This is a genomic window from Pseudescherichia vulneris NBRC 102420 (genome assembly GCF_000759795.1).
GTDB classification, from domain to species: domain Bacteria; phylum Pseudomonadota; class Gammaproteobacteria; order Enterobacterales; family Enterobacteriaceae; genus Pseudescherichia; species Pseudescherichia vulneris.
The window spans coordinates 159,505-183,986 of the sequence record NZ_BBMZ01000013.1; the positions used below are offsets into that span (position 1 = coordinate 159,505).

At 59.3% G+C, this 24,482-nt stretch carries 25 protein-coding genes and 1 riboswitch; of the genes, 11 read left to right on the top strand and 14 right to left on the bottom strand.

What is annotated here, in order from left to right; genetic code table 11:
• Positions 1-3 precede the first annotated feature (3 nt).
• From pmrA to yvcK, 3 genes are all read right to left on the bottom strand, one after another.
• Complete coding sequence (pmrA, locus tag EV102420_RS12595; RefSeq protein ID WP_042392242.1) at positions 4-675, bottom strand: two-component system response regulator PmrA; 672 nt, start codon at positions 673-675, stop codon at positions 4-6.
• Positions 676-678: 3 nt separating this feature from the next.
• Positions 679-2,316: a phosphoethanolamine transferase EptA gene (gene eptA / locus EV102420_RS12600; protein ID WP_042392244.1), complete on the bottom strand. Its 1,638-nt coding sequence runs from the start codon at positions 2,314-2,316 to the stop codon at positions 679-681.
• 93 nt (positions 2,317-2,409) lie between these two features.
• Positions 2,410-3,318, bottom strand: a complete 909-nt coding sequence (gene yvcK, locus EV102420_RS12605) for a uridine diphosphate-N-acetylglucosamine-binding protein YvcK (RefSeq protein ID WP_042392246.1) — start codon at positions 3,316-3,318, stop codon at positions 2,410-2,412.
• A 218-nt stretch (positions 3,319-3,536) separates the two neighbouring features.
• Positions 3,537-3,669, top strand: a riboswitch (molybdenum cofactor riboswitch).
• Between yvcK and moaA the strand changes: the two genes are divergently transcribed.
• The 6 genes from moaA to EV102420_RS12635 all read left to right on the top strand — a co-directional run bounded on the left by moaA (position 3,657) and on the right by EV102420_RS12635 (position 7,123).
• Positions 3,657-4,646 (top strand): GTP 3',8-cyclase MoaA, encoded by a 990-nt coding sequence (gene moaA, locus EV102420_RS12610; protein WP_072015252.1) that lies wholly within the window; start codon positions 3,657-3,659, stop codon positions 4,644-4,646. It overlaps the preceding riboswitch by 13 nt.
• A 20-nt stretch (positions 4,647-4,666) precedes the next feature.
• Positions 4,667-5,179, top strand: a complete 513-nt coding sequence (moaB, locus tag EV102420_RS12615; protein WP_042392250.1) for a molybdenum cofactor biosynthesis protein B — start codon at positions 4,667-4,669, stop codon at positions 5,177-5,179.
• Between the two features lie 3 nt (positions 5,180-5,182).
• The gene (gene moaC / locus EV102420_RS12620) at positions 5,183-5,668 is read left to right on the top strand and encodes a cyclic pyranopterin monophosphate synthase MoaC (protein WP_042392252.1); all 486 of its coding nucleotides are present in this window, start codon (positions 5,183-5,185) and stop codon (positions 5,666-5,668) included.
• Positions 5,661-5,906 (top strand): molybdopterin synthase sulfur carrier subunit, encoded by a 246-nt coding sequence (gene moaD, locus EV102420_RS12625; protein WP_042392254.1) that lies wholly within the window; start codon positions 5,661-5,663, stop codon positions 5,904-5,906. Before moaC ends, moaD begins: the two co-directional genes overlap by 8 nt.
• 1 nt (position 5,907) lies before the next feature.
• The gene (gene moaE / locus EV102420_RS12630; protein WP_042392256.1) at positions 5,908-6,360 is read left to right on the top strand and encodes a molybdopterin synthase catalytic subunit MoaE; all 453 of its coding nucleotides are present in this window, start codon (positions 5,908-5,910) and stop codon (positions 6,358-6,360) included.
• 58 nt (positions 6,361-6,418) lie between these two features.
• Positions 6,419-7,123 carry a Bax inhibitor-1/YccA family protein gene (locus EV102420_RS12635; protein WP_042392258.1) on the top strand — a complete coding sequence of 235 codons (705 nt, stop codon included), beginning with the start codon at positions 6,419-6,421 and terminating at the stop codon, positions 7,121-7,123.
• A gap of 62 nt (positions 7,124-7,185) precedes the next feature.
• On the opposite strand, the gene EV102420_RS12640 is transcribed toward EV102420_RS12635, so the two are convergent.
• Genes EV102420_RS12640 through EV102420_RS12650 form a run of 3 tightly spaced genes read right to left on the bottom strand, consistent with a single transcriptional unit; the run spans position 7,186 to position 10,153 of the window.
• Entirely contained in the window at positions 7,186-8,148 is a 963-nt protein-coding gene (locus EV102420_RS12640) for a lysylphosphatidylglycerol synthase domain-containing protein (RefSeq protein ID WP_042392260.1), read from the bottom strand.
• On the bottom strand, positions 8,148-9,395 hold the full coding sequence (gene clsB / locus EV102420_RS12645; RefSeq protein ID WP_042392261.1) for a cardiolipin synthase ClsB: 1,248 nt from the start codon (positions 9,393-9,395) through the stop codon (positions 8,148-8,150). The genes EV102420_RS12640 and clsB overlap by 1 nt, the downstream gene beginning before the upstream one ends.
• Positions 9,392-10,153: an endonuclease/exonuclease/phosphatase family protein gene (locus EV102420_RS12650; protein ID WP_042392263.1), complete on the bottom strand. Its 762-nt coding sequence runs from the start codon at positions 10,151-10,153 to the stop codon at positions 9,392-9,394. Before EV102420_RS12650 ends, clsB begins: the two co-directional genes overlap by 4 nt.
• A gap of 133 nt (positions 10,154-10,286) precedes the next feature.
• On the opposite strand from EV102420_RS12650, the gene EV102420_RS12655 reads away from it, so the two are divergent.
• The gene (locus tag EV102420_RS12655) at positions 10,287-10,697 is read left to right on the top strand and encodes a YbhQ family protein (RefSeq protein ID WP_042392266.1); all 411 of its coding nucleotides are present in this window, start codon (positions 10,287-10,289) and stop codon (positions 10,695-10,697) included.
• Here the strand turns inward: EV102420_RS12655 and EV102420_RS12660 are convergent.
• The 5 genes from EV102420_RS12660 to cecR form a co-directional block, all read right to left on the bottom strand.
• The gene (locus EV102420_RS12660; protein ID WP_042392268.1) at positions 10,659-11,765 is read right to left on the bottom strand and encodes an ABC transporter permease; all 1,107 of its coding nucleotides are present in this window, start codon (positions 11,763-11,765) and stop codon (positions 10,659-10,661) included. The genes EV102420_RS12655 and EV102420_RS12660 overlap by 39 nt on opposite strands.
• 338 nt (positions 11,766-12,103) lie before the next feature.
• Positions 12,104-13,237, bottom strand: a complete 1,134-nt coding sequence (locus EV102420_RS12665; protein WP_042392269.1) for an ABC transporter permease — start codon at positions 13,235-13,237, stop codon at positions 12,104-12,106.
• Entirely contained in the window at positions 13,227-14,966 is a 1,740-nt protein-coding gene (locus tag EV102420_RS12670; RefSeq protein ID WP_042392271.1) for an ATP-binding cassette domain-containing protein, read from the bottom strand. Before EV102420_RS12670 ends, EV102420_RS12665 begins: the two co-directional genes overlap by 11 nt.
• Positions 14,959-15,954, bottom strand: a complete 996-nt coding sequence (gene hlyD, locus EV102420_RS12675; protein WP_042392272.1) for a secretion protein HlyD — start codon at positions 15,952-15,954, stop codon at positions 14,959-14,961. The genes EV102420_RS12670 and hlyD overlap by 8 nt, the downstream gene beginning before the upstream one ends.
• Positions 15,951-16,628 (bottom strand): transcriptional regulator CecR, encoded by a 678-nt coding sequence (gene cecR, locus EV102420_RS12680; RefSeq protein ID WP_042392273.1) that lies wholly within the window; start codon positions 16,626-16,628, stop codon positions 15,951-15,953. Before cecR ends, hlyD begins: the two co-directional genes overlap by 4 nt.
• Before the next feature lie 232 nt (positions 16,629-16,860).
• Between cecR and rhlE the strand changes: the two genes are divergently transcribed.
• From rhlE to ybiB, 3 genes are all read left to right on the top strand, one after another.
• Complete coding sequence (rhlE, locus tag EV102420_RS12685; RefSeq protein WP_042392274.1) at positions 16,861-18,228, top strand: ATP-dependent RNA helicase RhlE; 1,368 nt, start codon at positions 16,861-16,863, stop codon at positions 18,226-18,228.
• 99 nt (positions 18,229-18,327) lie between these two features.
• Positions 18,328-20,472, top strand: a complete 2,145-nt coding sequence (dinG, locus tag EV102420_RS12690; protein ID WP_042392275.1) for an ATP-dependent DNA helicase DinG — start codon at positions 18,328-18,330, stop codon at positions 20,470-20,472.
• A 28-nt stretch (positions 20,473-20,500) separates the two neighbouring features.
• The gene (gene ybiB / locus EV102420_RS12695) at positions 20,501-21,466 is read left to right on the top strand and encodes a DNA-binding protein YbiB (protein WP_042392276.1); all 966 of its coding nucleotides are present in this window, start codon (positions 20,501-20,503) and stop codon (positions 21,464-21,466) included.
• A gap of 135 nt (positions 21,467-21,601) precedes the next feature.
• Here the strand turns inward: ybiB and ybiJ are convergent, their stop codons facing one another.
• The 3 genes from ybiJ to EV102420_RS12710 form a co-directional block, all read right to left on the bottom strand.
• Complete coding sequence (gene ybiJ / locus EV102420_RS12700; RefSeq protein ID WP_042392277.1) at positions 21,602-21,862, bottom strand: DUF1471 family protein YbiJ; 261 nt, start codon at positions 21,860-21,862, stop codon at positions 21,602-21,604.
• A 285-nt stretch (positions 21,863-22,147) separates the two neighbouring features.
• On the bottom strand, positions 22,148-22,414 hold the full coding sequence (locus EV102420_RS12705) for a DksA/TraR family C4-type zinc finger protein (protein ID WP_042392278.1): 267 nt from the start codon (positions 22,412-22,414) through the stop codon (positions 22,148-22,150).
• A 38-nt stretch (positions 22,415-22,452) separates the two neighbouring features.
• Entirely contained in the window at positions 22,453-23,361 is a 909-nt protein-coding gene (locus EV102420_RS12710; RefSeq protein ID WP_042392279.1) for a LysR substrate-binding domain-containing protein, read from the bottom strand.
• A 169-nt stretch (positions 23,362-23,530) separates the two neighbouring features.
• On the opposite strand from EV102420_RS12710, the gene EV102420_RS12715 reads away from it, so the two are divergent.
• Positions 23,531-24,481 (top strand): branched-chain amino acid ABC transporter permease, encoded by a 951-nt coding sequence (locus EV102420_RS12715; RefSeq protein ID WP_042392280.1) that lies wholly within the window; start codon positions 23,531-23,533, stop codon positions 24,479-24,481.
• Position 24,482 lies beyond the last annotated feature (1 nt).

A 24,482-nucleotide genomic window follows, 5' to 3' on the forward strand; every position in this document is an offset into this window, starting at 1 on the left:
GGCTTAGGTTGCCTGCTCCGTTTTAATCAGCTGATAGCCAAAACCACGCACCGTGCGGATGCGATCTTTACCAATCTTATCCCGCAGGTTGTGGATATGCACCTCAAGGGTATTGGTCGCTGGCTCATTATCCCAGTTATAGATGTCATTATAGAGAACCTCCCGATGTACCGGGCAGCCCGCCTTGAGCATCAGGCGTGACAGCAGGGCATACTCTTTTGGCGTCAGATCCATCGAGTGCCCACCCAGCCACACCTGGCGGGTATTGACGTTCAGGCGTAGATCGTCAACGACAACTTCACTGTCGCCCTGGTTGTTATGGCGACGCAGCAGCGCCCGGATGCGGGCGTTAAGCTCCTCCAGCGCAAACGGCTTAATTAGATAGTCATCTGCGCCAGCGTCCAGCCCGGAGATGCGATCCTCCACCGTATCGCGGGCGGTCAGGATCAGCACCGGCAGAGAGACCTTCTCCCGCCGCAGCCGCTGCAACAGATGCAGGCCATCTTCATCTGGCAGCCCGAGGTCGAGCACGATCAGGCTATAGTGCCCCGACGCCAGGCTGAGCATCGCCTCCCGGCTGGTGCTCACGCCATCGCAGGCGTAGCCCTCTGACTGCATAGCCAGCATCAGCCCCTGCAACAGCAGGGTATCATCCTCTACGATTAATATTTTCATTCACTATGACTCCCTGCACGCGGCCAAAATATCATCGGCTGGCTGGTAAACATGGGTCTGCACGCCCGTGATGCCCAGCATGGTTGAAAACAGATTGTCCTGCGAAAAAGTCTCGCTGGCAGCACGTTTTTGCAGACATGCCCCACTCACCCGGTAGCGCTGCTGGAAATCGGGCGAGAGCCAGATCAGCATCGGCACATGTTTCTGTGACTCCGGCGCAATGGCGTAAGGCAGGCCATGCAGATAGACGCCGTTTTCGCCTAAAGACTCGCCGTGATCGGAAAGATAAACCAGGCTAGTGGTAAATTTATCCTGCTGCGACTGCAACAATTTTATCGCTTTATCGACGACATAATCGACATACAGTACCGTATTATCATAGGTATTCTTTAGCTGCTCTTGCGAGCAGGTCTGAATTTCATTGGTGTCGCAGGTCGGGGTGAATTTCTTGAACTGCGGCGGATAGCGTTCGTAATAGGTCGGGCCATGGCTGCCGATGGTGTGCAGAACGATCAGCCCGTCGCCTTGCAGCTTATCGATATACTGCGCCAAGCCGTGGAACAGAATATCATCCCGGCACTCGCCGGCGGTGCAGTCATCCACCAGATTCAGGGCCGTGACGTCCTGATGGGGAACCCGATCGCAGGCCCCTTTACAGCCGCCGTCGTTTTCGTTCCACAGCACCTGAACACCCGCGCGCTGGATAATATCTAACAACCCTTCCCGGTGGTGAGCGAGCTGCTCATCGTAATTCTTGCGCGCCATCCCGGAGAACATGCAGGGAACGGAGACCGCCGTCACCGTGCCGCAGGAGCTGGTCTGGGGGAAGTAGACCACATTATCCTGCTTCAGCCGTGGATTGGTGTCACGCCCGTAGCCGGAGAGGGAAAAATCCTCCGCCCGTGAGGTTTCGCCCACCACCAGAATGGTTAAATTCTTCTTCGTTCCTTGGTGCATTTGCGGCACCAGCGCGGCATCTTCCCCGAGCTTCACCAGCGGCAGGTTATCCATGCGGTGGTGCTTATAGTAAGAGTAGACGGCGGTAATGCTGTTAGATGGCCCCAGGGTTTTCACCAGCTCGCGGTTATTACGAAACAGCGAGGCGTAGTCCTTATAGAAAAAGAGCGCGACCACCAGCAGGACGGCGACCGACACGAGAATATTCGCGCCGCGGATCAGCAGGCTACGCCAGCCGGAAGGTGATTTTTTGATCCGCAGCCAGCAGGCCAGCATGGCCATCAGCACCCCGGAGATCCCCACCGTCAACAGCAGCTGCGGCGTGATCAAGGCAAAGCTTTCGGCAGGGGTGGTATCGAGAATGTTGGCGATCATCGTACGGTCGATAATCACGCCGTAGGTCCAGATAAAGAACTGGGTTGCCGCGCAGAGCACAATGAACAGACAGACCAGTAGCCGATCCAGCCAGATAAACGAGGCCAGAGTGGTCAGGATATTGATCACGCAAAAGGTGACGATCGGCATCGATAAAAATACCGCCAGCGACCACGGCGAGTGCACCGTCAGCAGCGTCCAGGCCTGACGATAAAAGACAAGGTTCAGCGCAACGGCGATATAAAATGAGAACAGGATGGTAAAGGTCATGCGCCCTAAGGCTGGCCTGTAGAACGGGAACATACGCATACATAACTTCCTGAAAAGAGTATGCTGCGTATGCTCACAGAAGAGGGTTAAGGCAACCTTAAGATCTTCAGAAAAGTCTGGAAGGGTTAATCATTAGCCCAACCGCTGGACGGCCTGCTCCAGCGCGACGCGTAGCAGATGACGATCGTGATGATGGGGAACATCGATGGCCTCAAGTACCTCCTGCACCACAATGCGGTCGCTGAGCGCCGCCGTCTCCGCATCGGGCCCGACCACGACGCCATCCACAATCCGCTTGCCCACGCGCTGCTCCAGCAGGGCCAGCTTGGCGGGCAGATCCATTCGCGCCGCCTCGGCGCTCAGCTCTCTGCCCAGATTGTCGATATAGACTACCGGGGCAGGGGTGCGGCGCAGCGCCTGGGCCAGATCGCCAAGCAGTACCAGCGGCATCAGGCTGGTGTAAAAGCTGCCGGGGCCAATCAGGATCAGATCCGCTTCGGCAATCGCCTCTATCGCTTCGCGGGTGGCGGGCACGGAGGGGAAGAGCATCAGCTCCTGAATGGGGGTCGTCAGCCCGTCGACGTTTACCTCGCCGTAGACCGTGTGTCCCTCGCTGTCGATGGCCATCAGATCCACTGGCTGCTCTGACATGGGGATCAGAAACGCATCAACCTTAAGCAGGTTACGAATTAAATTGATCGCCTCCAGAGGCCGGACGCTAAGGTGATCCAGCGCCTTTAGCATCAGATTTCCGAGGTTATGCCCGGAAAGCTCGCCATTGCCGGTAAAACGGTACTCAAACATCGCCGAGGCGACGCTCTGCTCGGTAATTAACTGATTCAAACAGTTACGCATATCGCCCCAGGCGATACCGCCTTCGGCGCGACGAATACGCCCGGTTGATCCGCCGTTATCGGTGGTGGTGACGATCCCCGTCAGCCTTGAACCCAGCGATCCCAGCGAGGACATAACGCGCCCCAGACCGTGTCCGCCGCCAAGGGCAACGACCCGGTCAAGATCCGCAAGCGTACGACTACGCATAACTCTTCCTTAATGGCTAAAAAACTGCGCTACGTTAACCTAAATACCCCTTAAAGACGATGCCCCAAGCGGGTGAAAATGATGCATATCAAGGCAAGAGGCTGATTTTCACGTATTCTGTAACGAAAATGCACGATTAGGCCGCTATATAGTAATTTATATAGCGATAGGCGGGGATGGCGAAAGTCACATTATCGCGCTACTATCGCTACTTATAGCGTTACAACACACACTCTAGCCTCTGCGTCTACGTCCCTGGATATGATGCTTTGGCCGTGGCAATTGCCACCAGGGTGCAGGAAGAAATGACTGCATCTCCCGTATTTGGAAAGGTGTACATGGCCTCACAGCTTACCGATGCATTCGCGCGTAAGTTCTATTACCTGCGTCTGTCTATTACCGACGTGTGCAATTTTCGTTGCACCTACTGCCTGCCCGATGGCTACAAGCCGGGCGGGGTAACCAACAAAAGCTTTCTGACCCTCGATGAAATTCGGCGGGTGACCCGCGCCTTTTCCGCGCTCGGCACCGAGAAGGTGCGGCTGACGGGCGGGGAACCCTCGCTGCGCCGCGACTTTACCGACATCATCGCTGCGGTGCGGGAAAACGCTGCCATCCGCCAGCTGGCGGTGACCACTAATGGCTACCGCCTGGCGCGGGACGTGGCCAGCTGGCGTGACGCCGGGCTGACCGCGATCAACGTCAGCGTCGACAGCCTCGATGCCCGTCAGTTTCACGCCATCACCGGGCAGGATAAGTTCCACCAGGTGATGCAGGGTATCGATGCCGCTTTCGAGGCGGGCTTCGAGAAGGTCAAGGTCAATACCGTGCTGATGCGCGACGTTAACCACCATCAGCTTGATACCTTCCTGGCGTGGATCCAGTCCCGTCCCATCCAGCTACGCTTTATTGAGCTGATGGAGACCGGTGAGGGGAGCGACCTGTTCCGCAAGCACCACCTCTCCGGCATGGTGCTGCGCGATGAGCTGCTACGCCGCGGCTGGATCCAGAAGCTGCGCGGCCGCAGCGACGGCCCGGCGCAGGTCTTTTGCCACCCGGACTATACCGGGGAGATCGGCCTGATCATGCCCTACGAGAAAGACTTCTGCGCCAGCTGTAACCGCCTGCGCGTCTCGTCGGTGGGCAAGCTGCATCTCTGCCTGTTTGGCGACGGTGGCGTGAGCCTGCGCGATCTGCTGGCGGAAGATACCCAGCAGGCGGAGCTGGAGGCACGCATCGCCGCTGCGCTAACGCATAAGAAGCAGACCCACTTCCTGCATCAGGGCAATACCGGCATCACGCAAAACCTTTCCTACATCGGCGGATAAACCTTACAAGGAGACAGTTTATGAGTCAGGCCAGCGCAGAGTTTATCCCGGCAAGTATTGCCGTGTTGACCGTTTCCAGCCGTCGCGGCGAAGAGGAGGATACCTCCGGCCACTTCCTGCGCGACGCGGCCCATGAAGCCGGTCATCAGGTGGTGGCAAAAGCCATCGTCAAAGAGAACCGCTACGCCATTCGCGCCCAGGTTTCGACGTGGATCGCCAGCGACGAGGTGCAGGTTATTGTCATCAACGGCGGCACGGGCTTTACCGCCGGGGACCAGACCCCAGAGGCGCTGCTCCCGCTCTTCGATCGCGAAATCGAAGGGTTTGGCGAGGTGTTCCGCATGCTCTCCTTTGAAGAGATCGGCACCGCCACGCTGCAGTCCCGCGCGGTGGCTGGCATCGCCAACAACACGCTGATTTTTGCTATGCCCGGCTCGACCAAAGCCTGCCGTACCGCATGGGAGAATATCATCGCGCCGCAGCTCGATGCGCGCACCCGCCCGTGCAATTTCCATCCTCATTTAAAGAAATAAGCTATGTCTCAACTGACCCATATTAACGCCGCGGGCGAAGCGCACATGGTTGACGTCTCGGCAAAAGCAGAGACCGTGCGTGAAGCGCAGGCGGAAGCCTTTGTTACCATGCTCCCTGAGACGCTGGCGATGATTATCGACGGCAGTCACCACAAGGGCGACGTCTTTGCTACCGCACGTATTGCCGGTATCCAGGCGGCGAAGCGCACCTGGGAGCTGATCCCCCTCTGCCATCCGCTGATGCTCAGCAAGGTCGAGGTGAATCTTGAGGCGCAGCCGGAGCAGAGCCGGGTGCGTATTACGACCCTGTGCCGTCTGACCGGGAAAACCGGCGTCGAGATGGAAGCGCTGACGGCGGCCTCGGTGGCGGCGCTGACCATCTATGACATGTGTAAAGCGGTACAGAAAGATATGGTAATTGGCCCGGTTCGCCTGCTGGCGAAGAGCGGCGGCAAATCCGGTGATTTCAGGGCGGATAACGATGATTAAGGTTCTCTTTTTTGCCCAGGTACGGGAGCTGGTGGGCTGCGATAGCCTGACGCTGGAGAGCGAGTTTCAAAGCGTTGAAGCTCTTCGTCAGGCGCTGGCCGCCCGAGGCGACCGTTGGGCGCTGGCGCTGGAAGAGGGCCGTCTGCTGGCGGCAGTCAACCAGACCCTGGTGAGCTTTGACCATCCGGTGGTGAGCGGCGATGAAGTTGCGCTCTTCCCGCCGGTCACCGGAGGCTAAGATGAGCGAGACGCGCATTCGCGTAGGTCACGATCCCTTTAGCGTCGGCGAGGAGTACACCTGGCTGGCGGAACGCGATGAAGATGGGGCGGTGGTGACCTTCACCGGCAAGGTGCGTAACCACAATCTCGGCGACAGCGTGCGCGCCCTGACGCTGGAGCACTACCCAGGCATGACCGAAAAAACGCTGGCGGATATTGTTCAGCAGGCCCGCGATCGCTGGCCGCTGGGCCGCATCACGGTGGTCCACCGTATCGGCGAGCTGTGGCCGGGGGATGAGATTGTCTTCGTCGGCGTCACCAGCGTGCATCGCGGGAGTGCTTTTGCCGCCGGGGAGTATATTATGGACTACCTGAAGACCCGCGCCCCCTTCTGGAAGCGAGAGGCGACGGAGGAGGGCGATCGGTGGGTCGAGGCGCGGGAGAGCGACCAGCAGGCGGCGAAGCGCTGGTAAGCCGCTTTTCCCCGGATGTGTTACCCTTAGAAGCGTGTTCACTTAACAGGAGTTAATCATGGACCGATTCCCACGATCCGATTCAATTGTCCAGGCCCGCAGCGGGCTGCAAACCTACATGGCCCAGGTCTACGGCTGGATGACCTGCGGGCTGTTTCTGACGGCGTTTATCGCCTGGTTCGCAGCCAACACCCCCGCGGTGATGATGTTTGTCTTCTCCAGCAAAATCACCTTCTTTGGCCTGATTATCGCCCAGCTGGCGCTGGTGTTTGTCCTCTCCGGGCTGGTGCACAAGCTTAGCGCGGCGATGGCGACCACGCTGTTTATGCTCTATTCGGCGCTGACCGGCCTGACCCTCGCCAGTATCTTTGTGGTCTACACCTACTCATCCATCGCCAGCACCTTTGTGGTGACCGGCGGTATGTTCGGTGCCATGAGCCTCTACGGCTACACCACCAAGCGCGACCTGAGCGGCTTCGGCAATATGCTGTTTATGGCGCTGATTGGTATTGTGCTGGCCTCGCTGGTCAACTTCTGGCTGAAGAGCGAGACGCTGATGTGGATAGTGACCTATATCGGGGTGATTGTCTTCGTTGGCCTGACGGCCTATGACACGCAGAAGCTCAAGCGTATCGGCGAGCAGATCGACGTGAACGACAGCGGCAACCTGCGTAAATATGCCATCCTCGGTGCGCTGACGCTCTATCTGGACTTTATCAACCTGTTCCTGATGCTGCTGCGGATTTTCGGCAACCGTCGTTAACATCAGTTTGCATTAGCATTTGTAGCCCCGGTAAGCGTAACGCCACCGGGGTTTACGTTGCTCTATTTCTGCATTGCCTCTTCGTTCTTTGCCCGCAGCTTTTTCGCCCGACTCTCCAGCACCAGATAGCACACCAGCGCCAGCATCAGCGGCAGGAAGTAGTAGAGCATGCGATAGGCAAGCAGGGCGGCGATGATCTTGCCGTGAGAGACGTGCTCCCCGGCCAGCAGAGCGATAAACACCGCCTCCAGCACGCCAATCCCCGCCGGGATATGGATAATGACCCCGGCAATACTGCTCACCAGCAGCACGCCCAGCACGAAGAAGTAGTTCACCTCCTGGCCCAGCAGCAGCCAGATAATCGCCCCCATCGCCATCCAGTTAGCGCTGGAGATCACCATCTGCGCGACGGCAAATTTAAACGATGGCAGCACCAGCTTCTGGCCCTTCACGGTCATATGCCGACGTTTGGCAAAGGCGCAGAACCAGAGGTAGGCGGCGATCATCAGCAGTAGCACAACGCCAACGATACGCAGCGTGCCCTCGTCGATGTACCAGTGTGAGGGCAGCTCTACGATGCCGAAGGAGAAGATGATCCCGCCCAGCAGGATGTAGCCCAGCCAGTTGGTGGTAATGCTCAACGAGAAAATACGGGTGATAGTGCTGCTGGGCAGGCCGAGGCGCGAGTAGAGGCGATAGCGCATGCCAATCCCGCCCACCCAGGTGCTGAGGGTCAGGTTAAAGGCGTAGCAGACAAACGACACCAGCATCACCTGGCGCGCCGCCAGCTTGTGCCCGCAGTAGGCGCGGGCCAGCAGGTCATAGCAGCCGTAGAGCAGGTAGCTTACCACTACCAGCGCAACGGAGATCAGCAGCGGCGTGCGGTTGTAGTTGCGGATTACGTTCCACACGTCGCCCCAGTCCACCGTGCGGGCATACACCACCAGCAGCACCGTTACGGCAATAAAGAAGACCCAGGTCAGGATTTTTTTTGCCAGCCGCCAGCGCGGATGTGATTTGCTCATCAGGGATTAACCTCTCTGCTTTCCGTATCGACGCGATCCTGCGTCTCCATTTCCGGCTGAACCGGAGGCTTTACCAGTGAAAGCTTAGGCGTATGGGCAGGCAGCCAGCCCACCATGGCCGGGAATTTTCGCAGGAAGTGGAACACCACCACGCTTTTTGCCAGGTTCCACCAGGTGCGTTTTGGCACCATAGTTTCATCAACCCGCACGCAGTCGTTCTGCAAAATGCCGTTCAGGTTATCGCGCAGGGTCTGGTTAAAGGCACGGTCATGAATAATCAGGTTGGCCTCCAGATTAAGCGACAGGCTGAGGGGATCGAGGTTGCTGGAGCCGACGGTGGCCCAGTGATCGTCCATCACTGCCACCTTGCCGTGCAGCGGACGGCGACGGTACTCATACACCTGCACGCCGCCCTTCACCAGGTAGTTGTAGAGCAGGCGCGCACCCACGGTAACTATGGGCATGTCCGGCTCGCCCTGAACAATCAGTTTAACCGTTACGCCACGGCGGGCAGCATTGCGCATCGCATGCAGCAGGCGATAGCCGGGGAAGAAGTAGGCGTTGGCAATGATCACTTCGCGTTTAGCATTGGCCAGCATCTTGAGGTAGTGGCGCTCAATGTCATCCGCATGATCGTCATTATCGCGCCAGACAAACAGCGCCTGGGCCTCGCCGGGCTTGCGGTTATCCGGTGCCTGGTGACGACGGCGCTGCCGCCACCAGCGGCGGGTCTGGGCGTGCTCCGGCAGGTTCTCCAGTTCGAACTGAAGAATATCCTCAACCACCGGGCCTTCAACCCGCACGGCGTAGTCCTGCTTGGCCTCTGGGCCATAGTCGCTCATATGCTCGGCGGAGTAGTTAATACCGCCAACAAAGGCCACGGTACTGTCGATCACCACAATCTTACGGTGCATCCGGCGGAACACGTTGGTGCGCATCCCTAACAGCGGCGGGCGCGGATCGTAGTAGCGGAACACCACGCCAGCGGCGGTGAGCTGGCCGACGAACTCATCGCTGAGATCGGGCGAGCCGTAGCCATCCAGCAGCACCTCAATATTCACGCCGCGCTGGGCAGCACGCAGCAGCACCGCGTGCAGCTTGCGGCCCACGTCATCTTCGAACCAGATAAAGGTTTCCAGGATCACCTTACGCTGTGCATTATCGATTGCCTTGAACACAGCCGGGTAGTATTCATCACCGTTCTCCAGCAGCTGGATGCGGTTTCCTTCTCGCCATCCGCATTTCATAGATGTATCTCCGCGCTCAGTGGGGCATGATCGGACAAATGACGCCAGTTACGCAGCGGCAGCGCCGTAGGCGCGCTGGCGTTGGCGTTCTTAACGTAAATACGGTCAAGACGCAGCAGCGGCAGGCTGACCGGAAACGTACGCGCCGGTCGGCCCTTTGCCCGGGTAAAGATCTCTTCCAGGCCCGCCTGCTTTTTCAGCGGGTAGTTTGCTTTGACCCGCCAGTCGTTAAAGTCGCCCGCCACCAGCACCGGCTCCCCTTCTGGGAAGGAGTTAACCCACTCCGCCAGCATGGTGAGCTGGGCCTGGCGATGCGCCTCGCGTAAGCCCAGATGGACGCAGATAACGTGAATAGGGCGGTTAAGCTGCGGCGGCACAATACGACAGTAGAGCAGGCCGCGTTTTTCGCTGCCGTCGACAGAGACGTCGCGGTTCTCATAGTGCACTATCGGATAGCGAGAGAGCACCGCGTTGCCGTGATGCCCTTCAGGATAGACGGCGTTACGTCCGTAAGCGAAGTCGCTCCACATCGTATCGGCCAGAAATTCATAGTGGGTGGTATCGGGCCAGTTTTCCACATGCAGCGGATGGACCTCGTGCGCGCCCATCACCTCTTGCAGACAGACGATATCCGCGCCGACGGTACGAACCGCGTCGCGGAGCTCTGGTAAAATAAAGCGTTTGTTAAACGCGGTGAAACCCTTGTGCGTATTAATCGTAAGAACTTTTAAAGAGAATGGCCGATTCTGTTCTGTCATCTTGTATCCCGCCAGTGACGCTGTCCTGTTGGAAATAAAGTGTAGTATCTGTCACAAAAAGATGCGGCCTTACGGATTTTTCCGTAAAGTCCGGTACTCTCAATAACAGATAAAATTCTTCAGGAGAAAATCCATGAAGTGGCAACAGCGTATTCGTGTCGCAACCGGCCTCGGTTGCTGGCAGATTGTGTCGCATTTCATCGTCGTGGCGGCGCTGGTAATGGGCTGGATGAGTGGGGCGCTGGTGCGCGTCGGCTTGAGCCTGTGCGTAGTTTACGGCGTCACGGTGCTGCTGATGCTGGCTCTGCAACGTCATCATGACGGGCGCTGGCGTGAGGTAGGCGATTTTCTTGAGGAGCTGACCACCTCCTGGTATTTCGGTACCTCTATCATTGCCCTGTGGCTGCTCTCCCGCGTGCTGCACAACGATCTGCTGCTCGCGCCGGTAGGGGTGGCGATCCTTGCCGGGCCAGCGGTGCTCTCCCTGCTGACCAAAGATAAGACGCTACGCAACGTTCCGCCTGAACATCGCATAGGCCACTGATCCCGTCGTGGCCGCAATAACCAGCAGCGGCCACAGGCTTCCCCAGACAATATCCAGACTCGCGTCCTTGAGATAGATCTGCTTGGTGATATCGGTAAAGTGGCGAATCGGGTTAATCCACGTCAGATGCTGTAGCCAGACCGGCATATTCTCCACCGGCGATACGTAGCCGGAGAGCAGGATCGCCGGCATCATAAAGACAAACACGCCGATAAACGCCTGCTGCTGCGTAGCGCACAGCGCGGAGATCAGCAGGCCAAAGCCCACCAGCGACAGCCCGTAGATCAGCATGGTGAAATAGAAGAGCAGCAGCGATCCGGCGAAGGGGATCTGGTAGGCCCAAATACCTATCCCGAGCACGATGCTGGCCTGGAAGGTGGCGACAATCAGGGCCGGAACCGCCTTACCGACAAAAATCTGCCAGGTGGCGAGGGGCGAAACCAGCAGCTGATCCAGCGTACCCTGTTCCCGCTCGCGGGCCACCGACAGCGAGGTGACAATCATCACGCCGATGGTGGTGATCATGGCAATCAGCGACGGCACCACAAACCACTTATAGTCGAGATTGGGGTTATACCAGTTACGTACCACCAGCTCGCTGTTGTTGGGCTTCGCTTTTCCCGTCATCAGCTCCTGCTGATAGTCCTTTACTACCTGCTGAAGATAGTTGGCGGCAATCTGCGCGCTGTTGGAGTTACGCCCGTCGAGCAGCAGCTGCATCGGCGCGGGCTGGAAGGTATCGAGATTACGCGAGAAGTCCGCCGGGAAGCGCACCAGCAGCAGCGCCTTTTGCGTATCGAGGGTGGGCCGGATCTCCTGCGGGCTGTGTAGCAGCAGGACATGGGTAAAGGCTTTGGCGCGGGCAAAGCGCTGGGTCAGCTCCACCGAATGTCTACCGCTGTCTTCGCTATAGATGGCGATAGTGGCGTTGGTCACCTCCAGGGTGGCGGCAAAGGGAAACAGCAGCACCTGGATCAGCACCGGCACAATCAGGATTGCCCGCGTCTGCGGCTCCCGCAGCAGGGATTGCAGCTCTTTGCGAATCAGCGTCCATAAGCGGTGAAACATAGTGTTATCCTCTTTTTTCGCAGATGCATCCTGTAGGTCGGGCAAACGCAGTGCCGCCCGGCATGACGGAGTCAACAGATAAACGCCCGGTGGCGCTACGCTTACCGGGCCTACAACCGCACCATGCATCCTGTAGGTCGGGCAAACGCAGTGCCGCCCGGCATGACGGAGTCAACAGATACACGCCCGGTGGCGCTTCGCTTACCGGGCCTACAACCGCACCATGCATCCTGTAGGCCGGGCAAACGCAGTGCCGCCCGGCATGACGGAGTCAACAGATACACGCCCGGTGGCGCTACGCTTACCGGGCCTACAAGGTAACCACATCGGCATAAGCATCAATCCAATCGCCGTTTGGTTTTCAGCCACGTCAGGCCGATAAACATCACCGCTGACGCCAGCAAAAACAGCGTATTTACAATCAGCACCACCGGGATATTGCCCGCCAGAAACAGGCTTTGCAGGGTGCTAACGAAATAGCGGGCCGGAATAATCCACGTCACCGCGCGGATCACCGCCGGCATGCTGTCGATCTGAAAGATAAAGCCCGACAGCATAATCGACGGCAGAAACGCCGCATTGAGCGCCACCTGCGCGGCGTTAAACTGGTTGCGGGTCACGGTGGAGATAAGCAGCCCCATCCCCAGGGTGCTGAGCAAAAACAGGCTGCTGATAAAAAACAGCAGGATCAGCGAGCCGCGGTAGGGCACGCCGAGGATAAACACCGAGACCAGCATGCAGAGCAGCATCGCCAGCATGCCGAGGAAGTAGTAGGGGATCAGCTTGCAGAGCAGCAGCTCGACGCGGGTCACCTCTGTCGAGAGCAGGGCCTCCATGGTGCCGCGCTCCCACTCGCGAGCGATCACCAGCGAGGTCAGGATGGCCCCGATCACCGTCATGATGATGGTCACCGCGCCGGGGATAATAAAGTGCTGGCTGATGGCGGCAGGGTTAAACCAGTAGCGGGTCTGGACGTCGATCAGCGGCTCAAAGGTTTCGCCCCGATCCTCCGCCCGCTGCATCTGCCACAGCTGCCAGATCCCCTCCGCGTAGCCCTGTACGAAGTTAGCGGTGTTCGGCTCGCTGCCGTCGGTAATCACCTGAATGGGCGCATCAACGCCGGGGTGCGCCATGTTGGCGGCGAAATCCACCGGGATCACCACCATGCCGCGTATGCGTCCGGCCTGCATTTTGGCAATCAATTCCTGACGGCTGTCGCTGATGGTGGCATCGATATAGGGCGAACCGGTCATGGCGTGGGCGAAGTCCAGCGCCTCTTCGCTGCGCTGCTCCAGCAGGATCCCCACCCGCAGACGGCTGGAGTCGAGATTAATGCCGTAGCCAAAGATAAAAAGCAGCAGGAGAGGGATCAGCACGGCAATCAGCCAGCTGCTGGGGTCGCGTACGATCTGCCGCGTCTCTTTGATGCAGAGGGCGCGGACTCGCCGCCATGACACTGCGTTAGTGCTCATTGGCATGCTCCTTATCCCAGCTGTTGATCAGCCGAATAAACGCCTGCTCCATGGTCGGGTCCGCCTGTTCAGTGTCTGCGGCCTGGGCTTTCAGATCGTCCGGCGTGCCGTGGGCGATCAGCTTCCCGCGATAGACCAGCCCGATGCGGTCGCAATACTCCGCCTCATCCATAAAGTGGGTGGTGACCATCACGGTGACGCCTTTCTCTACCATGCTGTTGATATGCAGCCAGAACTCGCGGCGGGTGAGGGGATCGACGCCAGACGTTGGCTCGTCAAGAAACAGGATGTCCGGCTCGTGCATCAGCGAGCAGGCCAACGCCAGCCGCTGCTTGAAGCCCAGCGGCAGGGCGTCGGTGGCGTGGGAGGCGATGCTGGTCAGGCTGAAGGCCTCGCTCATGCGGGCGATCTTCTCGTTCTGCGCCCGCCCGCGCAGGCCGTAGACCCCGGAGAAGAAGCGCAGGTTCTGCTCCACGGTGAGGTTGCCGTAGAGAGAGAACTTCTGCGCCATATAGCCCAGCCGCTGGCGGGCTTTGCCAGAGCTGACCTTCAGATCCATGCCCAGCACCAGCGCCTTGCCAGCGGTGGGAACCAGCAGGCCGCACATCATCTTAAAGGTGGTAGATTTGCCTGCACCGTTTGGCCCCAGCAGGCCGAAGATCTCTCCGCGCTTCACGGCAAAGTCGACGTTATCGGTCGCCGCAAAGTCACCAAATTTTTTGGTCAGCGATTTTGCCTCAATCACCGTCTCCTCCGGCGATCCCTCCACGGTATGCAGGATCGCGCCGAGAGGCGACTCCTGCGTTCCTGCCCCGCCAAGCAGGTCGATAAACGCATCCTCAAAGCGCGGCGTGGTTTCGGCTATCTCAATCTCCGGCATCCCCTCCGCGCGGCGAATATCCTCTGCGCTGGCCTCTTTCTTGAGGATCAGGCGCACCGAGCGACCCTGGATCATGCCGTCGCTCACCTGGGGCAGCCGCAGCACCCGCCGCAGCAGCCTGCGGTTGGATTCCTGCGGGCTGTGCAGCAGAAAGCTGCGCCCGGCCATGCTCTGGGTCAGCGTCGTGGGCTGGCCCTGATACAGCAGCTCCCCTTCGTTGAGCAGCAGCACGTCGCGGCACTGCTCGGCTTCATCAAGATAGGAGGTGCTCCAGAGGATCAGCATCCCTTCGCCCGCCAGTTCGTGCACCATCTGCCACAGCTCGCGGCGGGAGATCGGATCGACGCCGACGCCGGGTTCATCCAATAACAGCACTTTCGGTTCGCCCACCAGGGTACAGGCCAGGCCCAGCTTCTGCTTCATCCCGCCGGAGAGCTTGCCCGCCAGCCGGTTGGTAAAGGGGCCGAGGGCGGTAAACTCCAGCAGCCGGGCGAAGGTTTTCTGCCGCGTGTCACCCACCACGCTGCGCAAATCGGCATACAGGGTCAGGTTCTCCATCACCGTCAGATCCTCGTACAGGCCAAACTTCTGCGGCATATAGCCCAGCGAGGCGTGCAGAGCGCGATCGTCTTTTATGGGATCGAGGCCCAGCACGCTGGCGGAGCCCGCGTCAGGCTTGAGCAGCCCGGCAAGCATGCGCATCAGCGTGGTTTTACCCGCCCCGTCAGGGCCGACCAGTCCGGTTACGTACCCGCTTTGGATGGTACAGGTGAGGGGCGCGACGGCGGGCTTGTCCATGTCGGCAAAGCGTTTTACCAGGCCATTAAGCCGGATCGCCGTGTCACTCATTATGCTGTCCATCGTTAAACCGGACGGTGATCGGCATCCCCTGGCGTAGGGCGTCATCGGCGTCAGTCACAATGATGCGCAGGCGATAGACCAGATCGGTACGCAGATCCGGCGTTTCGACGGTTTTCGGCGTGAACTCGGCGGTGGGGGAGACGAAGCCTACCTTGCCGTGATACGGCCTGTCTGGGCGACCATCGGTATAGAGCAGCAGTTCGCTGCCGGGTTTCGCCCGGCCCAGATTAGGTTCATCTATATAGGCACGCACCCATACCGGGCGGGTCAGCGACAGAGTCAGCACGGTGCTGCCCGCATTGAGCATGCTGCCTGGCTCTACGGCGCGGGTCATCAGCGTGCCGTCGGCGGGGGCGACCAGGGTCGTATCATGCAGATCCAGTTCGGCCTGGGCCAGCTGGGCCTGAGCCTGTTCGAGGCTGGCCTTCGCCTGGGCGATATCCTGCGGGCGATTGCCGGTGCGGTACTGGCTCAGCTTATCCTCGGCGGATTTCAGCGTCGCTCGGGCCTGATCCCGGGACGAGCGGGCGTTTTCCAGATCGTTGGCGGAAATGGTGCGGCTTTTCCACAGCCCCTGTTGGCGAGCGTAGAAGTTCTGCGCGTAGTCGTAAGCGGCTTTGGCCTGCCGTACCGCCGCCTCGGTCTGGGCGATCTCCTCGTCGCGATAGCCCGCCTGCATCAGGTCGTACTGCGCCTGGGCGACGGCGACGCTGGCGTTGGCCTGCATCAGCGCATTTTCATAGGGCGCTTTGTCCAGTGTTCCCAATACCTGACCGGCTTTAATCGCATCCCCCTCGTCAACGGCAAGGGAGGCCAGGCGACCGCCGACGCGAAAGCTCATATTGACCGTGCGGATATCGACGTTGCCGTAGAGGGTCAAGCCACGATCCTGCTGGCTCTGATACCACAGCCAGCCGCCGACGGCAGCAGCGATGACAACAACCACCGCCAGCAGGGCGATGACGGGTTTTTTCATGGCTTCAGGCTCCTTTGCGTTAGGCCAAGCAGGATCAGATCAAGATGGCAGGCGATAACCTCATTAATCTGCGCGACGCTATTCTCATCAAACTCTGTCCAGCCGGTGCGGAGCAAAATGGTCTCCCGGCCCAGACGGAAGGCCAGCACCTCGCCCAGCAGGGCATGGGTATGCAAAATAGTCTGCGTATCCGCGGGATCGCGGCCGGTATAGGCGGCGATAAGCTCGGTCAGGTGGGTATGCATTGGCGCGATGACCCGATCGTGAACGCGCTGATAGGCCGCGGTGGGGGAGAGCTGTTCCCGAGAGATAAATTTGCTCAGGCTCAGCGTATCGTCCTGGGTCAGGAGCTGGATCATATTGCCGCAGGCGTTAAGGATCAGCTGGCGGATGGCGTCCCGATCCGGCTCGGGGGCGCTAAGCAGCGCGGCGGCGGCCTCCACCAGCGGCTGAAACTGGCTACCGATAAAGTCGGCGATCCAGTCGGCGCAGGCGAGATAGAGATCCTCTTTCGATCCAAAGTAGTAGGGGATTGCCGCGATGTTCTGCCCAGCCTGCGCGGCGATATCGCGGGTCGTAGCGTGCAGGCCGTATTCACCAAACTGGGCCAGGGCGGCGGCAATCAGCTGACGCTTCGCGTTTTCACCTTTTGTTGTGGTCGGGATAGTATTCATAGCGTCGCAAAAAATTAATCAATCGATTGATTAATATTATGTCGGTTTTTTGAGCATGTCTACGCAGGCGGAGAATTATTTTGTTAATGAATGGACGCGGGATATTTTATGCGCCACATCACAAAAGCTGCTACACTGCGCCTCTTCATGACACTGTGGTTTTTGTCATCTGTTTCGTTACCTATCTCCCTGAAAACTACACCTGAAACGGTCGGGGCGGTTCGGAGTTGTTATGTCTTTTGAAGCACTGGGTTTAGACCCTGAGATCCTGCGCGCCGTTGCCGAGCAGGGCTACCGCGAACCTACCCCTATCCAGCAGCAGGCGATCCCCGCCGTGCTGCAGGGGCGCGACCTGATGGCCAGCGCCCAGACCGGTACCGGTAAAACCGCTGGCTTTACCCTGCCTCTGTTGCAGCGTCTTATTTCCAGCGAACCCCATGCCAAAGGCCGTCGCCCGGTGCGGGCGCTGATCCTCACCCCAACCCGCGAGCTGGCGGCCCAGGTGGGTGAGAACGTGCGGGAGTACAGTCAGTACCTCAACGTGCGTTCGCTGGTGGTTTTCGGTGGCGTGAGCATTAATCCACAGATGATGAAGCTGCGCGGCGGCGTTGACGTGCTGGTCGCTACCCCAGGCCGTCTGCTGGATCTGGAGCACCAGAACGCCGTTAAGCTCGACGGCATTGAGATCCTGGTGCTGGACGAAGCGGACCGCATGCTTGACATGGGCTTTATCCACGATATTCGCCGCGTGCTGGCGAAGCTGCCGGCCAAGCGTCAGAACCTGCTCTTCTCCGCGACCTTCTCGGATGAGATCAAAACCCTGGCGGAGAAGCTGCTGCATAATCCGCTGGAGATCGAAGTGGCGCGTCGCAACACCGCCTCCGAGCAGGTTACTCAGCATGTGCACTTCGTTGATAAGAAACGCAAGCGGGAGCTGCTGTCGCAGATGATCGGCGAGGGCAACTGGCAGCAGGTGCTGGTCTTTACCCGCACCAAGCACGGTGCCAACCACCTGGCAGAGCAGCTGAATAAAGACGGTATCCGCAGCGCCGCGATCCACGGTAACAAGAGCCAGGGCGCACGTACCCGGGCGCTGGACGATTTCAAATCCGGCGACATCCGCGTGCTGGTGGCGACCGATATTGCTGCCCGTGGCCTGGATATTGAAGAGCTGCCGCACGTCGTTAACTACGAGCTGCCGAACGTGCCGGAAGACTACGTGCACCGCATCGGTCGTACCGGTCGTGCCGCGGCTACCGGCGAAGCGCTGTCGCTGGTCTGTGTCGACGAGCACAAGCTGCTGCGCGACATTGAGCGCCTGCTGAAAAAAGAGATCCCACGCATTGCCCTGCCGGGCTATGAGCCGGACGCCTCTATCAAAGCTGAGCCGATCCAAAACGGTCGCCAGCAGCGTGGCGGCGGCGGCGGTGGTGGACGCGGGCAGGGCGGTGGTCGTGGCCAGCAGCAGCCGCGCCGTAGCGAAGGTCGCAGCGAAGGCGGCGCGCCGAAATCAAGCCAGCCGCGCCGCAGTGGCGATGCGAAACCCGCCGGGGAGCAGGCGCGCCGTCGCCGTCCGCGCAAGCCAGCGGCATCGCAGTAATAATCCTGAAGCCCGGCCGCAAAGCCGGGCTTTTCTTTTGCGGCATGCCGACGATCGTGAGACAATAGTGGCTGTTTATACAGTATTTCAGGTCTCCCGATGGCTCTTTCCGCCGCGCTGAAAGCGCAGATTGCCGCCTGGTATAAGGCGCTACAGCAACAGATCCCCGACTTTATTCCGCGCGCACCGCAGCGGCAGATGATCGCTGACGTCGCCAAAACCCTGGCTGGGGAAGAGGGGCGGCATCTGGCCATTGAGGCGCCCACCGGCGTCGGCAAGACCCTCTCCTATCTTATTCCCGGCATCGCCATCGCCCGCGAAGAGCAGAAGACGCTGGTGATCAGCACCGCCAACGTGGCGTTGCAGGATCAGATCTTCAGCAAAGATCTGCCTCTGCTGAAGAAGATCATCCCCGATCTGCGTTTTACCGCCGCCTTTGGCCGCGGGCGCTACGTCTGTCCGCGCAACCTGACGGCCCTTGCCAGCAGCGAGGCCACCCAGCAGGATCTGCTGGCCTTCCTCGACGACGAGCTGACGCCGAACAGCAAAGAGGAGCAGCAGCGCTGCGCCAAACTCAAGGCCGATCTCGACAGCTACCGCTGGGACGGCCTGCGCGATCATACCGATCAGAACATCGAGGATAACCTGTGGCGGCGGCTCAGCACCGATAAGGCCAGCTGCCTGAACCGTAACTGCCACTACTACCGCGAGTGCCCGTTTTTTGTCGCCCGCCGGGAGGTGCAGGAGGTCGAGGTGGTGGTGGCTAACCACGCCTTAGTCATGGCGGCAATGGAGTCCGAAGCGGTGCTGCCGGAGCCAAAGAACCTGCTGCTGGTGCTGGATGAGGGCCACCATCTGCCGGACGTCGCCCGCGACGCGCTGGAGATGAGCGCCGAGATCACCGCCCCCTGGTATCGACTCCAGCTCGATCTCTTTACCAAGCTGGTGGCGACCTGCATGGAGCAATTTCGTCCGAAGACCACGCCGCCGCTGGCGCTGCCGGAGCGGCTCAACGCCCACTGCGAGGAGCTGTATGAGCTTATCGCCTCGCTGAATGCCATTCTCGGGCTCTATATGCCCGCCGGTACCGAGGCAGAGCACCGCTTTGCCATGGGCGAGCTGCCTGACGAGGTGATGGAGATCTGCCTGCGGCTGGCGAAGCTGACCGAGATGCTGCGCGGGCTGGCTGAGCTGTTCCTAAACGATCTCAGTGAAAAGACCGGCCAGCACGATATCGTCCGCCTGCACCGGGTTATTTTGCAGATGAACCGCGCCCTGGGCATGTTCGAGAGCCAGAGCAAGCTGTGGCGGCTGGCCTCGATGGCCCAGGCGTCGGGCGCGCCGGTGACCAAGTGGGCCACCCGTGAGCTGGTTGAAGGGCAGATGCATCTCTTCTTCCACTGCGTTGGCATTCGCGTTAGCGATCAGCTGGAGAAGCTGCTGTGGCGCAGCGTGCCGCATATTGTCGTCACCTCGGCCACCTTACGCTCCCTGAACAGCTTCTCCCGTTTACAGGAGATGAGCGGCCTGAAGGAGAAAGCCGGGGATCGCTTCGTGTCCCTCGACTCGCCCTTTAACCACATTGAGCAGGGCAGGCTTGTGATCCCGCAGATGCGCTACGAGCCGCTGATGGAGCACGAAGAGAAGCACATCGCCGAGATGGCGGCCTACTTCCGCGAGCAGGTCGAGAAAAAAGAGCACCCCGGCATGCTGGTGCTGTTTGCCAGCAACCGCGCGATGCAGCTCTTTCTAACCTTTGTGACCGATCTGCGCCTGATGCTGCTGGTGCAGGGGGATCAGCCCCGCTACCGGCTTGTGGAGCTGCACCGCAAGCGCATCGACGAGGGCGGACGCAGCGTGCTGGTGGGGCTCCAGTCGTTTGCCGAGGGGCTGGATCTCAAAGGGGACTACCTGACCCAGGTGCACATCCACAAGATTGCGTTTCCGCCTATCGACAGCCCAGTGGTGATCACCGAAGGCGAGTGGCTTAAAAGCCTCAATCGCTACCCGTTTGAGGTGCAGAGCCTGCCGAGCGCCTCCTTTAACCTTATCCAGCAGGTGGGACGGCTGATCCGTAGCCACAGCTGCCGGGGTGAAGTGGTGATCTACGACCGACGGCTGCTCTCGAAAGGCTATGGAAAACGGCTGCTTGACGCCCTGCCTGTTTTTCCTATTTCCCAACCGGACGTGCCTGACGTTATAGTAAAAAGTAAACCAAAACAGAATCGTCGTCGGCGACGCTGACCATCACCTGTGACGCAAGGAGTTAGCTATGGATTTCCGCCAAATCATCAAAGAGGTTGGGCGCGGTAAAAATCACGCCCGCGATCTGGATTTTGATACCGCACGCGCGTTATACACCCACATGCTGAACGGCGAGGTCGCGGATCTGGAGATGGGCGGGATCCTGATCGCCCTGCGCATTAAAGGCGAGGGCGAGGCGGAGATGCTGGGCTTCTACGAGGCGATGCAGACCCAGACCATGCGTCTGACGCCGCCGGTGGCGAAGCCGATGCCCATCGTCATTCCCACCTATAACGGCGCGCGCAGGCAGGCGAACCTGACCCCGCTGCTGGCGATGCTGCTTCAGCGGCTGGGTTTCCCAGTGCTGGTGCACGGCGTGAGCGAAGATCGTGACCGCGTGATCTCGGAAACCATTTTTACCCTGCTTGGCATTGAGCCGACCCTGACCGCTGGTCAGGCGCAGGCCAAGCTGGAGGGGCGTAACCCGGTGTATGTGCCCGTTAGCGCGCTCTGCCCGCCGCTGGAGAAACAGCTGGATATGCGCTGGCGCATGGGGGTGCGTAACAGCGCCCACACCCTGGCCAAGCTGGCAACGCCCTTTGCGGAAGATGCCGCCCTGCGTCTCTCCAGCGTCTCCCATCCTGAATACGTTACGCGGGTCGCGAAGTTCTTTGGTGATATCGGCGGGCGCGGGCTGCTGATGCACGGTACGGAAGGGGAGGTGTATGCCAATCCCCAGCGCTGCCCGCAGCTCACGCTGATTGATGCCCAGGGCACGCGCGTCTTAAGCGAACGGCAGGACGAAACCGCGGCGCAGGCTGTGCTGCCCGCCAGCAAAGATCCCGAGGTCACCGCCCGCTGGACGGAGCGTTGCCTGGTCGGCAGCGAGCCGGTGCCGGAATCGCTGAAGCGTCAGATCGCCTGCTGCTTTGTGGCAACGGGGCAAGTGGAAACCCTGGAAGAGGGTCTGGCCCGGGTAGCGAGCTCTTTTTGATAAACAGCGGGCAAAAAAAAGCCCGTCCAAACCGGACGGGCAACAAGGGTAACAACAAACAGGGTTAATGCAGTAATAATGAGGGGTAATACAACCCGCCAGTGATGAGCCTGCGGGGTAGATACGGTAAGGTGATTACTGATAGATAACCGCAGTACCGCTCATTTTGTTGTAGGCGTTAGCAGAGGTGATGCTATAGCCTTTTGCGCCTGCGGCAGCGGCTTTCTCAGCCAGCTGGGCTTCCAGGCCATCCAGCGTCGTCGCGCCCTGCGCGGTCACAACGCCCATTTTGTGCATGCTCTGCGCCTGCTCAGCGGTTACCGGCTGGGCAGCGAATGCGCCGAAGGAGAGGGTAGTCAGTGCAAGAGCAGCAACAGCATATTTAATGGTTTTCATGGTTCGATTCTCGCAGTTTATTCTGTATGGGGGACGATGTTCCGTCGATGCGATAAGTATCACAGTATTTCGCGAGAGATTAAATCGAATAGAATTGACGACCTTCATCTAAAATTTTGAACGATCGTTAATATATTGAAAATGAATGATTTTTAACAAGAATTATTCAAGTGAAAGCGTACTGTGGTTGTGCCGCCGTGTTAGCGGCACAAAATGCCACTCTAATGCCCGCTTTTTGTGATGCAGATAGCAACCGCTTGCCCTGGGCTAACCCCCCTTCGGTGGTCAACGAAGCTGGCTGTCTTTCGAACCCCTACGGTTATATCCTGAAAACGAGGCGTTTTTCAAATCTTTCTTCTGCTGGCACGCTACGCACAGCCGTACGCCCGGGATCGCCTTGCGGCGCGCTTCGGGGATCGTTGCCCCACACTCATCACACTCGTGCAGGCTCTCACCCTTCGGTAGTTCGCGGCGCGCGCGGGCTACCGCATCGTCAATGGTGCTGTCGATCTGATCCTGAACGGCACCGTCGTTTGCCCAACCTGAAGCCATAGCGCTCTCCTAAGTGAGAAGTATGACTTAAGTTTAGACTATCTCCCGGCTTCCTCACGCAGCCACTGCTGGAGCAGCTTGCCTTCGTGGGTCATCTCCACGTCCTGGCGCACGCAGAGGTAGTAGTCACGCCCGTCGTCGATGGGCAAGTCGAAGATCTTCACCAGCTCGCCGGTTTGCAGATAGGGCAGGATCATCGGCTCGCGCATCAGGGCGCAGCCCAGCCCGGCCTGCACGGCGGCCAGGGTCAGGAGCCCATCCTCAAACATCGCTCCGTCCCGACGCACCCGCTTCACCTGCTGCTCGCTAAACCACTGCGTCCAGGTGGCGCGCTCTTCGTCATGCAGGAGTGGCATCTGCGCCAGCTGCGTGGGGGTCTCAATGTAGCCATGCAGGCGGATAAACTCCCGGCTGCATACCGGGATCATACGCCCGGAGATCAGCTTCTCGCTGCGATAGCCCACCCACTGCCCGTTACCAAAGCGGATCGACATATCCGAGGCGTCGCTCAGATAGTTGCGATGGTTGGCGTAGACCACGTTGATCTCCATCTGGGCGTGGGCCTGGAGGAAGCGCGGCAGGCGGGGAATAAACCAGCCCATCCCGAAGAGCGGGATCAGGCTGATTGTTACCTGACGTGAGCGACCCTGCTCAAACAGCTGGCCGGTGGCCTGGCGCAGCACGCTAAAGGCCGCGCGTATCGAGCGGTAATACTCGCGCCCCTCGCTGCTGAGCACCAGATGGCGTCCCTGACGGTGGGTCAGGGGAAGCTGTAGAAAGCTCTCCAGCACCTTAAGCTGGTGGCTAACCGCCGAGGGAGAGACGTTCAGCTCCGCGGCCGCGGCGGAGACGCTGCCCAGCCGGGCGATAGCCTCAAAGACCCGCACCGCGCGGAGGGGCGGATCGTCCGGCAGCCCGCTTTCGCCTAACTCTTCTGTTTTTTTCATATGTTGAAGCAAACCCTGCCTGATTCCCAAAAATCGTTTTTATTTTATAATTTAATATCAGTAGCTTAGTAAAATACGCTTTTATAATAAGAAAGAATATATCCGTATTTCAAAATTAAATTCAATTGTTGGATGCTTACGCTGAAAAAATTCTCAGCAGGCACGTATTGTGGACACACTTATTCAGCAATTGATCAACGGCATGATGCTGGGCAGCATCTACGGCCTGATTGCCCTCGGCTATACCATGGTGTATGGCATTCTGCGCATCATCAACTTTGCCCACGGTGACATCTTAATGGTCGGCGCGCTGACCACCCTTTCAGGGATCAATCTTCTCTCCCAGTGGTTCCCCGGCATGAATCTGCTGGTGCAGCTGACCCTTGCCCTGATGGCGGCGATGGTCGTCTGCGCGCTGCTGGCGATGGCGGTAGAGCGTTTTGCCTATCGGCGCCTGCGCAATGCGCCCCGGCTGGCTCCGCTGATCAGCGGGATCGGCATCTCGGTGCTGCTGCAAACCGTAGCCATGCTGATCTGGAGCCGTAACCCGCTGATGTTTCCCCAGATCCTGCCCATGGATCCCATTGAGATCACCGCGGGCAGCGCCGAGCATCCGCCCGCGATTATCACCGTGACCGGCATAGTAACCCTGGCCGTCACCTTCCTGGTGATGCTTGGCCTGTGGCTGCTGGTGGAGTACAGCCGTCTGGGGCGCGGGATGCGCGCCGTGGCGGAAAACCCGCAGGTTGCCAGCCTGATGGGCGTCTCACCTAACCGGATTATTATCCTGACCTTCGCTATCGGCGGTGCGTTTGCCGCCCTGGCGGGGGTAATGATGGCCAGCAACTACGGCAGCGCCAGCTTCTCGATGGGCTTCCTGCCGGGCATCAAAGCTTTTACCGCCGCCGTGCTGGGGGGCATCGGCAACATTCGCGGTGCCATGCTGGGCGGCATCCTGCTCGGGCTGATTGAGGCGCTGGGCGCTGGCTACCTGGGCGATCTCACCGGCGGCGCGTTCAGCAGTAACTATCAGGATATTCTGGCGTTTATCGTGCTGATCCTGGTGCTGGTTTTCCGTCCTGCTGGCCTGTTGGGCGAGCGTGTTGCACAGCGTGCCTGAG

Excerpts from the sequence above, each read along its gene's own strand:
- pmrA (WP_042392242.1), bottom strand. The coding sequence starts at position 675 with ATGAAAATATTAATCGTAGAGGATGATACCCTGCTGTTGCAGGGGCTG.
- eptA (WP_042392244.1), bottom strand. The coding sequence starts at position 2,316 with ATGCGTATGTTCCCGTTCTACAGGCCAGCCTTAGGGCGCATGACCTTT.
- yvcK (WP_042392246.1), bottom strand. The coding sequence starts at position 3,318 with ATGCGTAGTCGTACGCTTGCGGATCTTGACCGGGTCGTTGCCCTTGGC.
- moaA (WP_072015252.1), top strand. The coding sequence starts at position 3,657 with ATGGCCTCACAGCTTACCGATGCATTCGCGCGTAAGTTCTATTACCTG.
- moaB (WP_042392250.1), top strand. The coding sequence starts at position 4,667 with ATGAGTCAGGCCAGCGCAGAGTTTATCCCGGCAAGTATTGCCGTGTTG.
- moaC (WP_042392252.1), top strand. The coding sequence starts at position 5,183 with ATGTCTCAACTGACCCATATTAACGCCGCGGGCGAAGCGCACATGGTT.
- moaD (WP_042392254.1), top strand. The coding sequence starts at position 5,661 with ATGATTAAGGTTCTCTTTTTTGCCCAGGTACGGGAGCTGGTGGGCTGC.
- moaE (WP_042392256.1), top strand. The coding sequence starts at position 5,908 with ATGAGCGAGACGCGCATTCGCGTAGGTCACGATCCCTTTAGCGTCGGC.
- EV102420_RS12635 (WP_042392258.1), top strand. The coding sequence starts at position 6,419 with ATGGACCGATTCCCACGATCCGATTCAATTGTCCAGGCCCGCAGCGGG.
- EV102420_RS12640 (WP_042392260.1), bottom strand. The coding sequence starts at position 8,148 with ATGAGCAAATCACATCCGCGCTGGCGGCTGGCAAAAAAAATCCTGACC.
- clsB (WP_042392261.1), bottom strand. The coding sequence starts at position 9,395 with ATGAAATGCGGATGGCGAGAAGGAAACCGCATCCAGCTGCTGGAGAAC.
- EV102420_RS12650 (WP_042392263.1), bottom strand. The coding sequence starts at position 10,153 with ATGACAGAACAGAATCGGCCATTCTCTTTAAAAGTTCTTACGATTAAT.
- EV102420_RS12655 (WP_042392266.1), top strand. The coding sequence starts at position 10,287 with ATGAAGTGGCAACAGCGTATTCGTGTCGCAACCGGCCTCGGTTGCTGG.
- EV102420_RS12660 (WP_042392268.1), bottom strand. The coding sequence starts at position 11,765 with ATGTTTCACCGCTTATGGACGCTGATTCGCAAAGAGCTGCAATCCCTG.
- EV102420_RS12665 (WP_042392269.1), bottom strand. The coding sequence starts at position 13,237 with ATGAGCACTAACGCAGTGTCATGGCGGCGAGTCCGCGCCCTCTGCATC.
- EV102420_RS12670 (WP_042392271.1), bottom strand. The coding sequence starts at position 14,966 with ATGAGTGACACGGCGATCCGGCTTAATGGCCTGGTAAAACGCTTTGCC.
- hlyD (WP_042392272.1), bottom strand. The coding sequence starts at position 15,954 with ATGAAAAAACCCGTCATCGCCCTGCTGGCGGTGGTTGTTGTCATCGCT.
- cecR (WP_042392273.1), bottom strand. The coding sequence starts at position 16,628 with ATGAATACTATCCCGACCACAACAAAAGGTGAAAACGCGAAGCGTCAG.
- rhlE (WP_042392274.1), top strand. The coding sequence starts at position 16,861 with ATGTCTTTTGAAGCACTGGGTTTAGACCCTGAGATCCTGCGCGCCGTT.
- dinG (WP_042392275.1), top strand. The coding sequence starts at position 18,328 with ATGGCTCTTTCCGCCGCGCTGAAAGCGCAGATTGCCGCCTGGTATAAG.
- ybiB (WP_042392276.1), top strand. The coding sequence starts at position 20,501 with ATGGATTTCCGCCAAATCATCAAAGAGGTTGGGCGCGGTAAAAATCAC.
- ybiJ (WP_042392277.1), bottom strand. The coding sequence starts at position 21,862 with ATGAAAACCATTAAATATGCTGTTGCTGCTCTTGCACTGACTACCCTC.
- EV102420_RS12705 (WP_042392278.1), bottom strand. The coding sequence starts at position 22,414 with ATGGCTTCAGGTTGGGCAAACGACGGTGCCGTTCAGGATCAGATCGAC.
- EV102420_RS12710 (WP_042392279.1), bottom strand. The coding sequence starts at position 23,361 with ATGAAAAAAACAGAAGAGTTAGGCGAAAGCGGGCTGCCGGACGATCCG.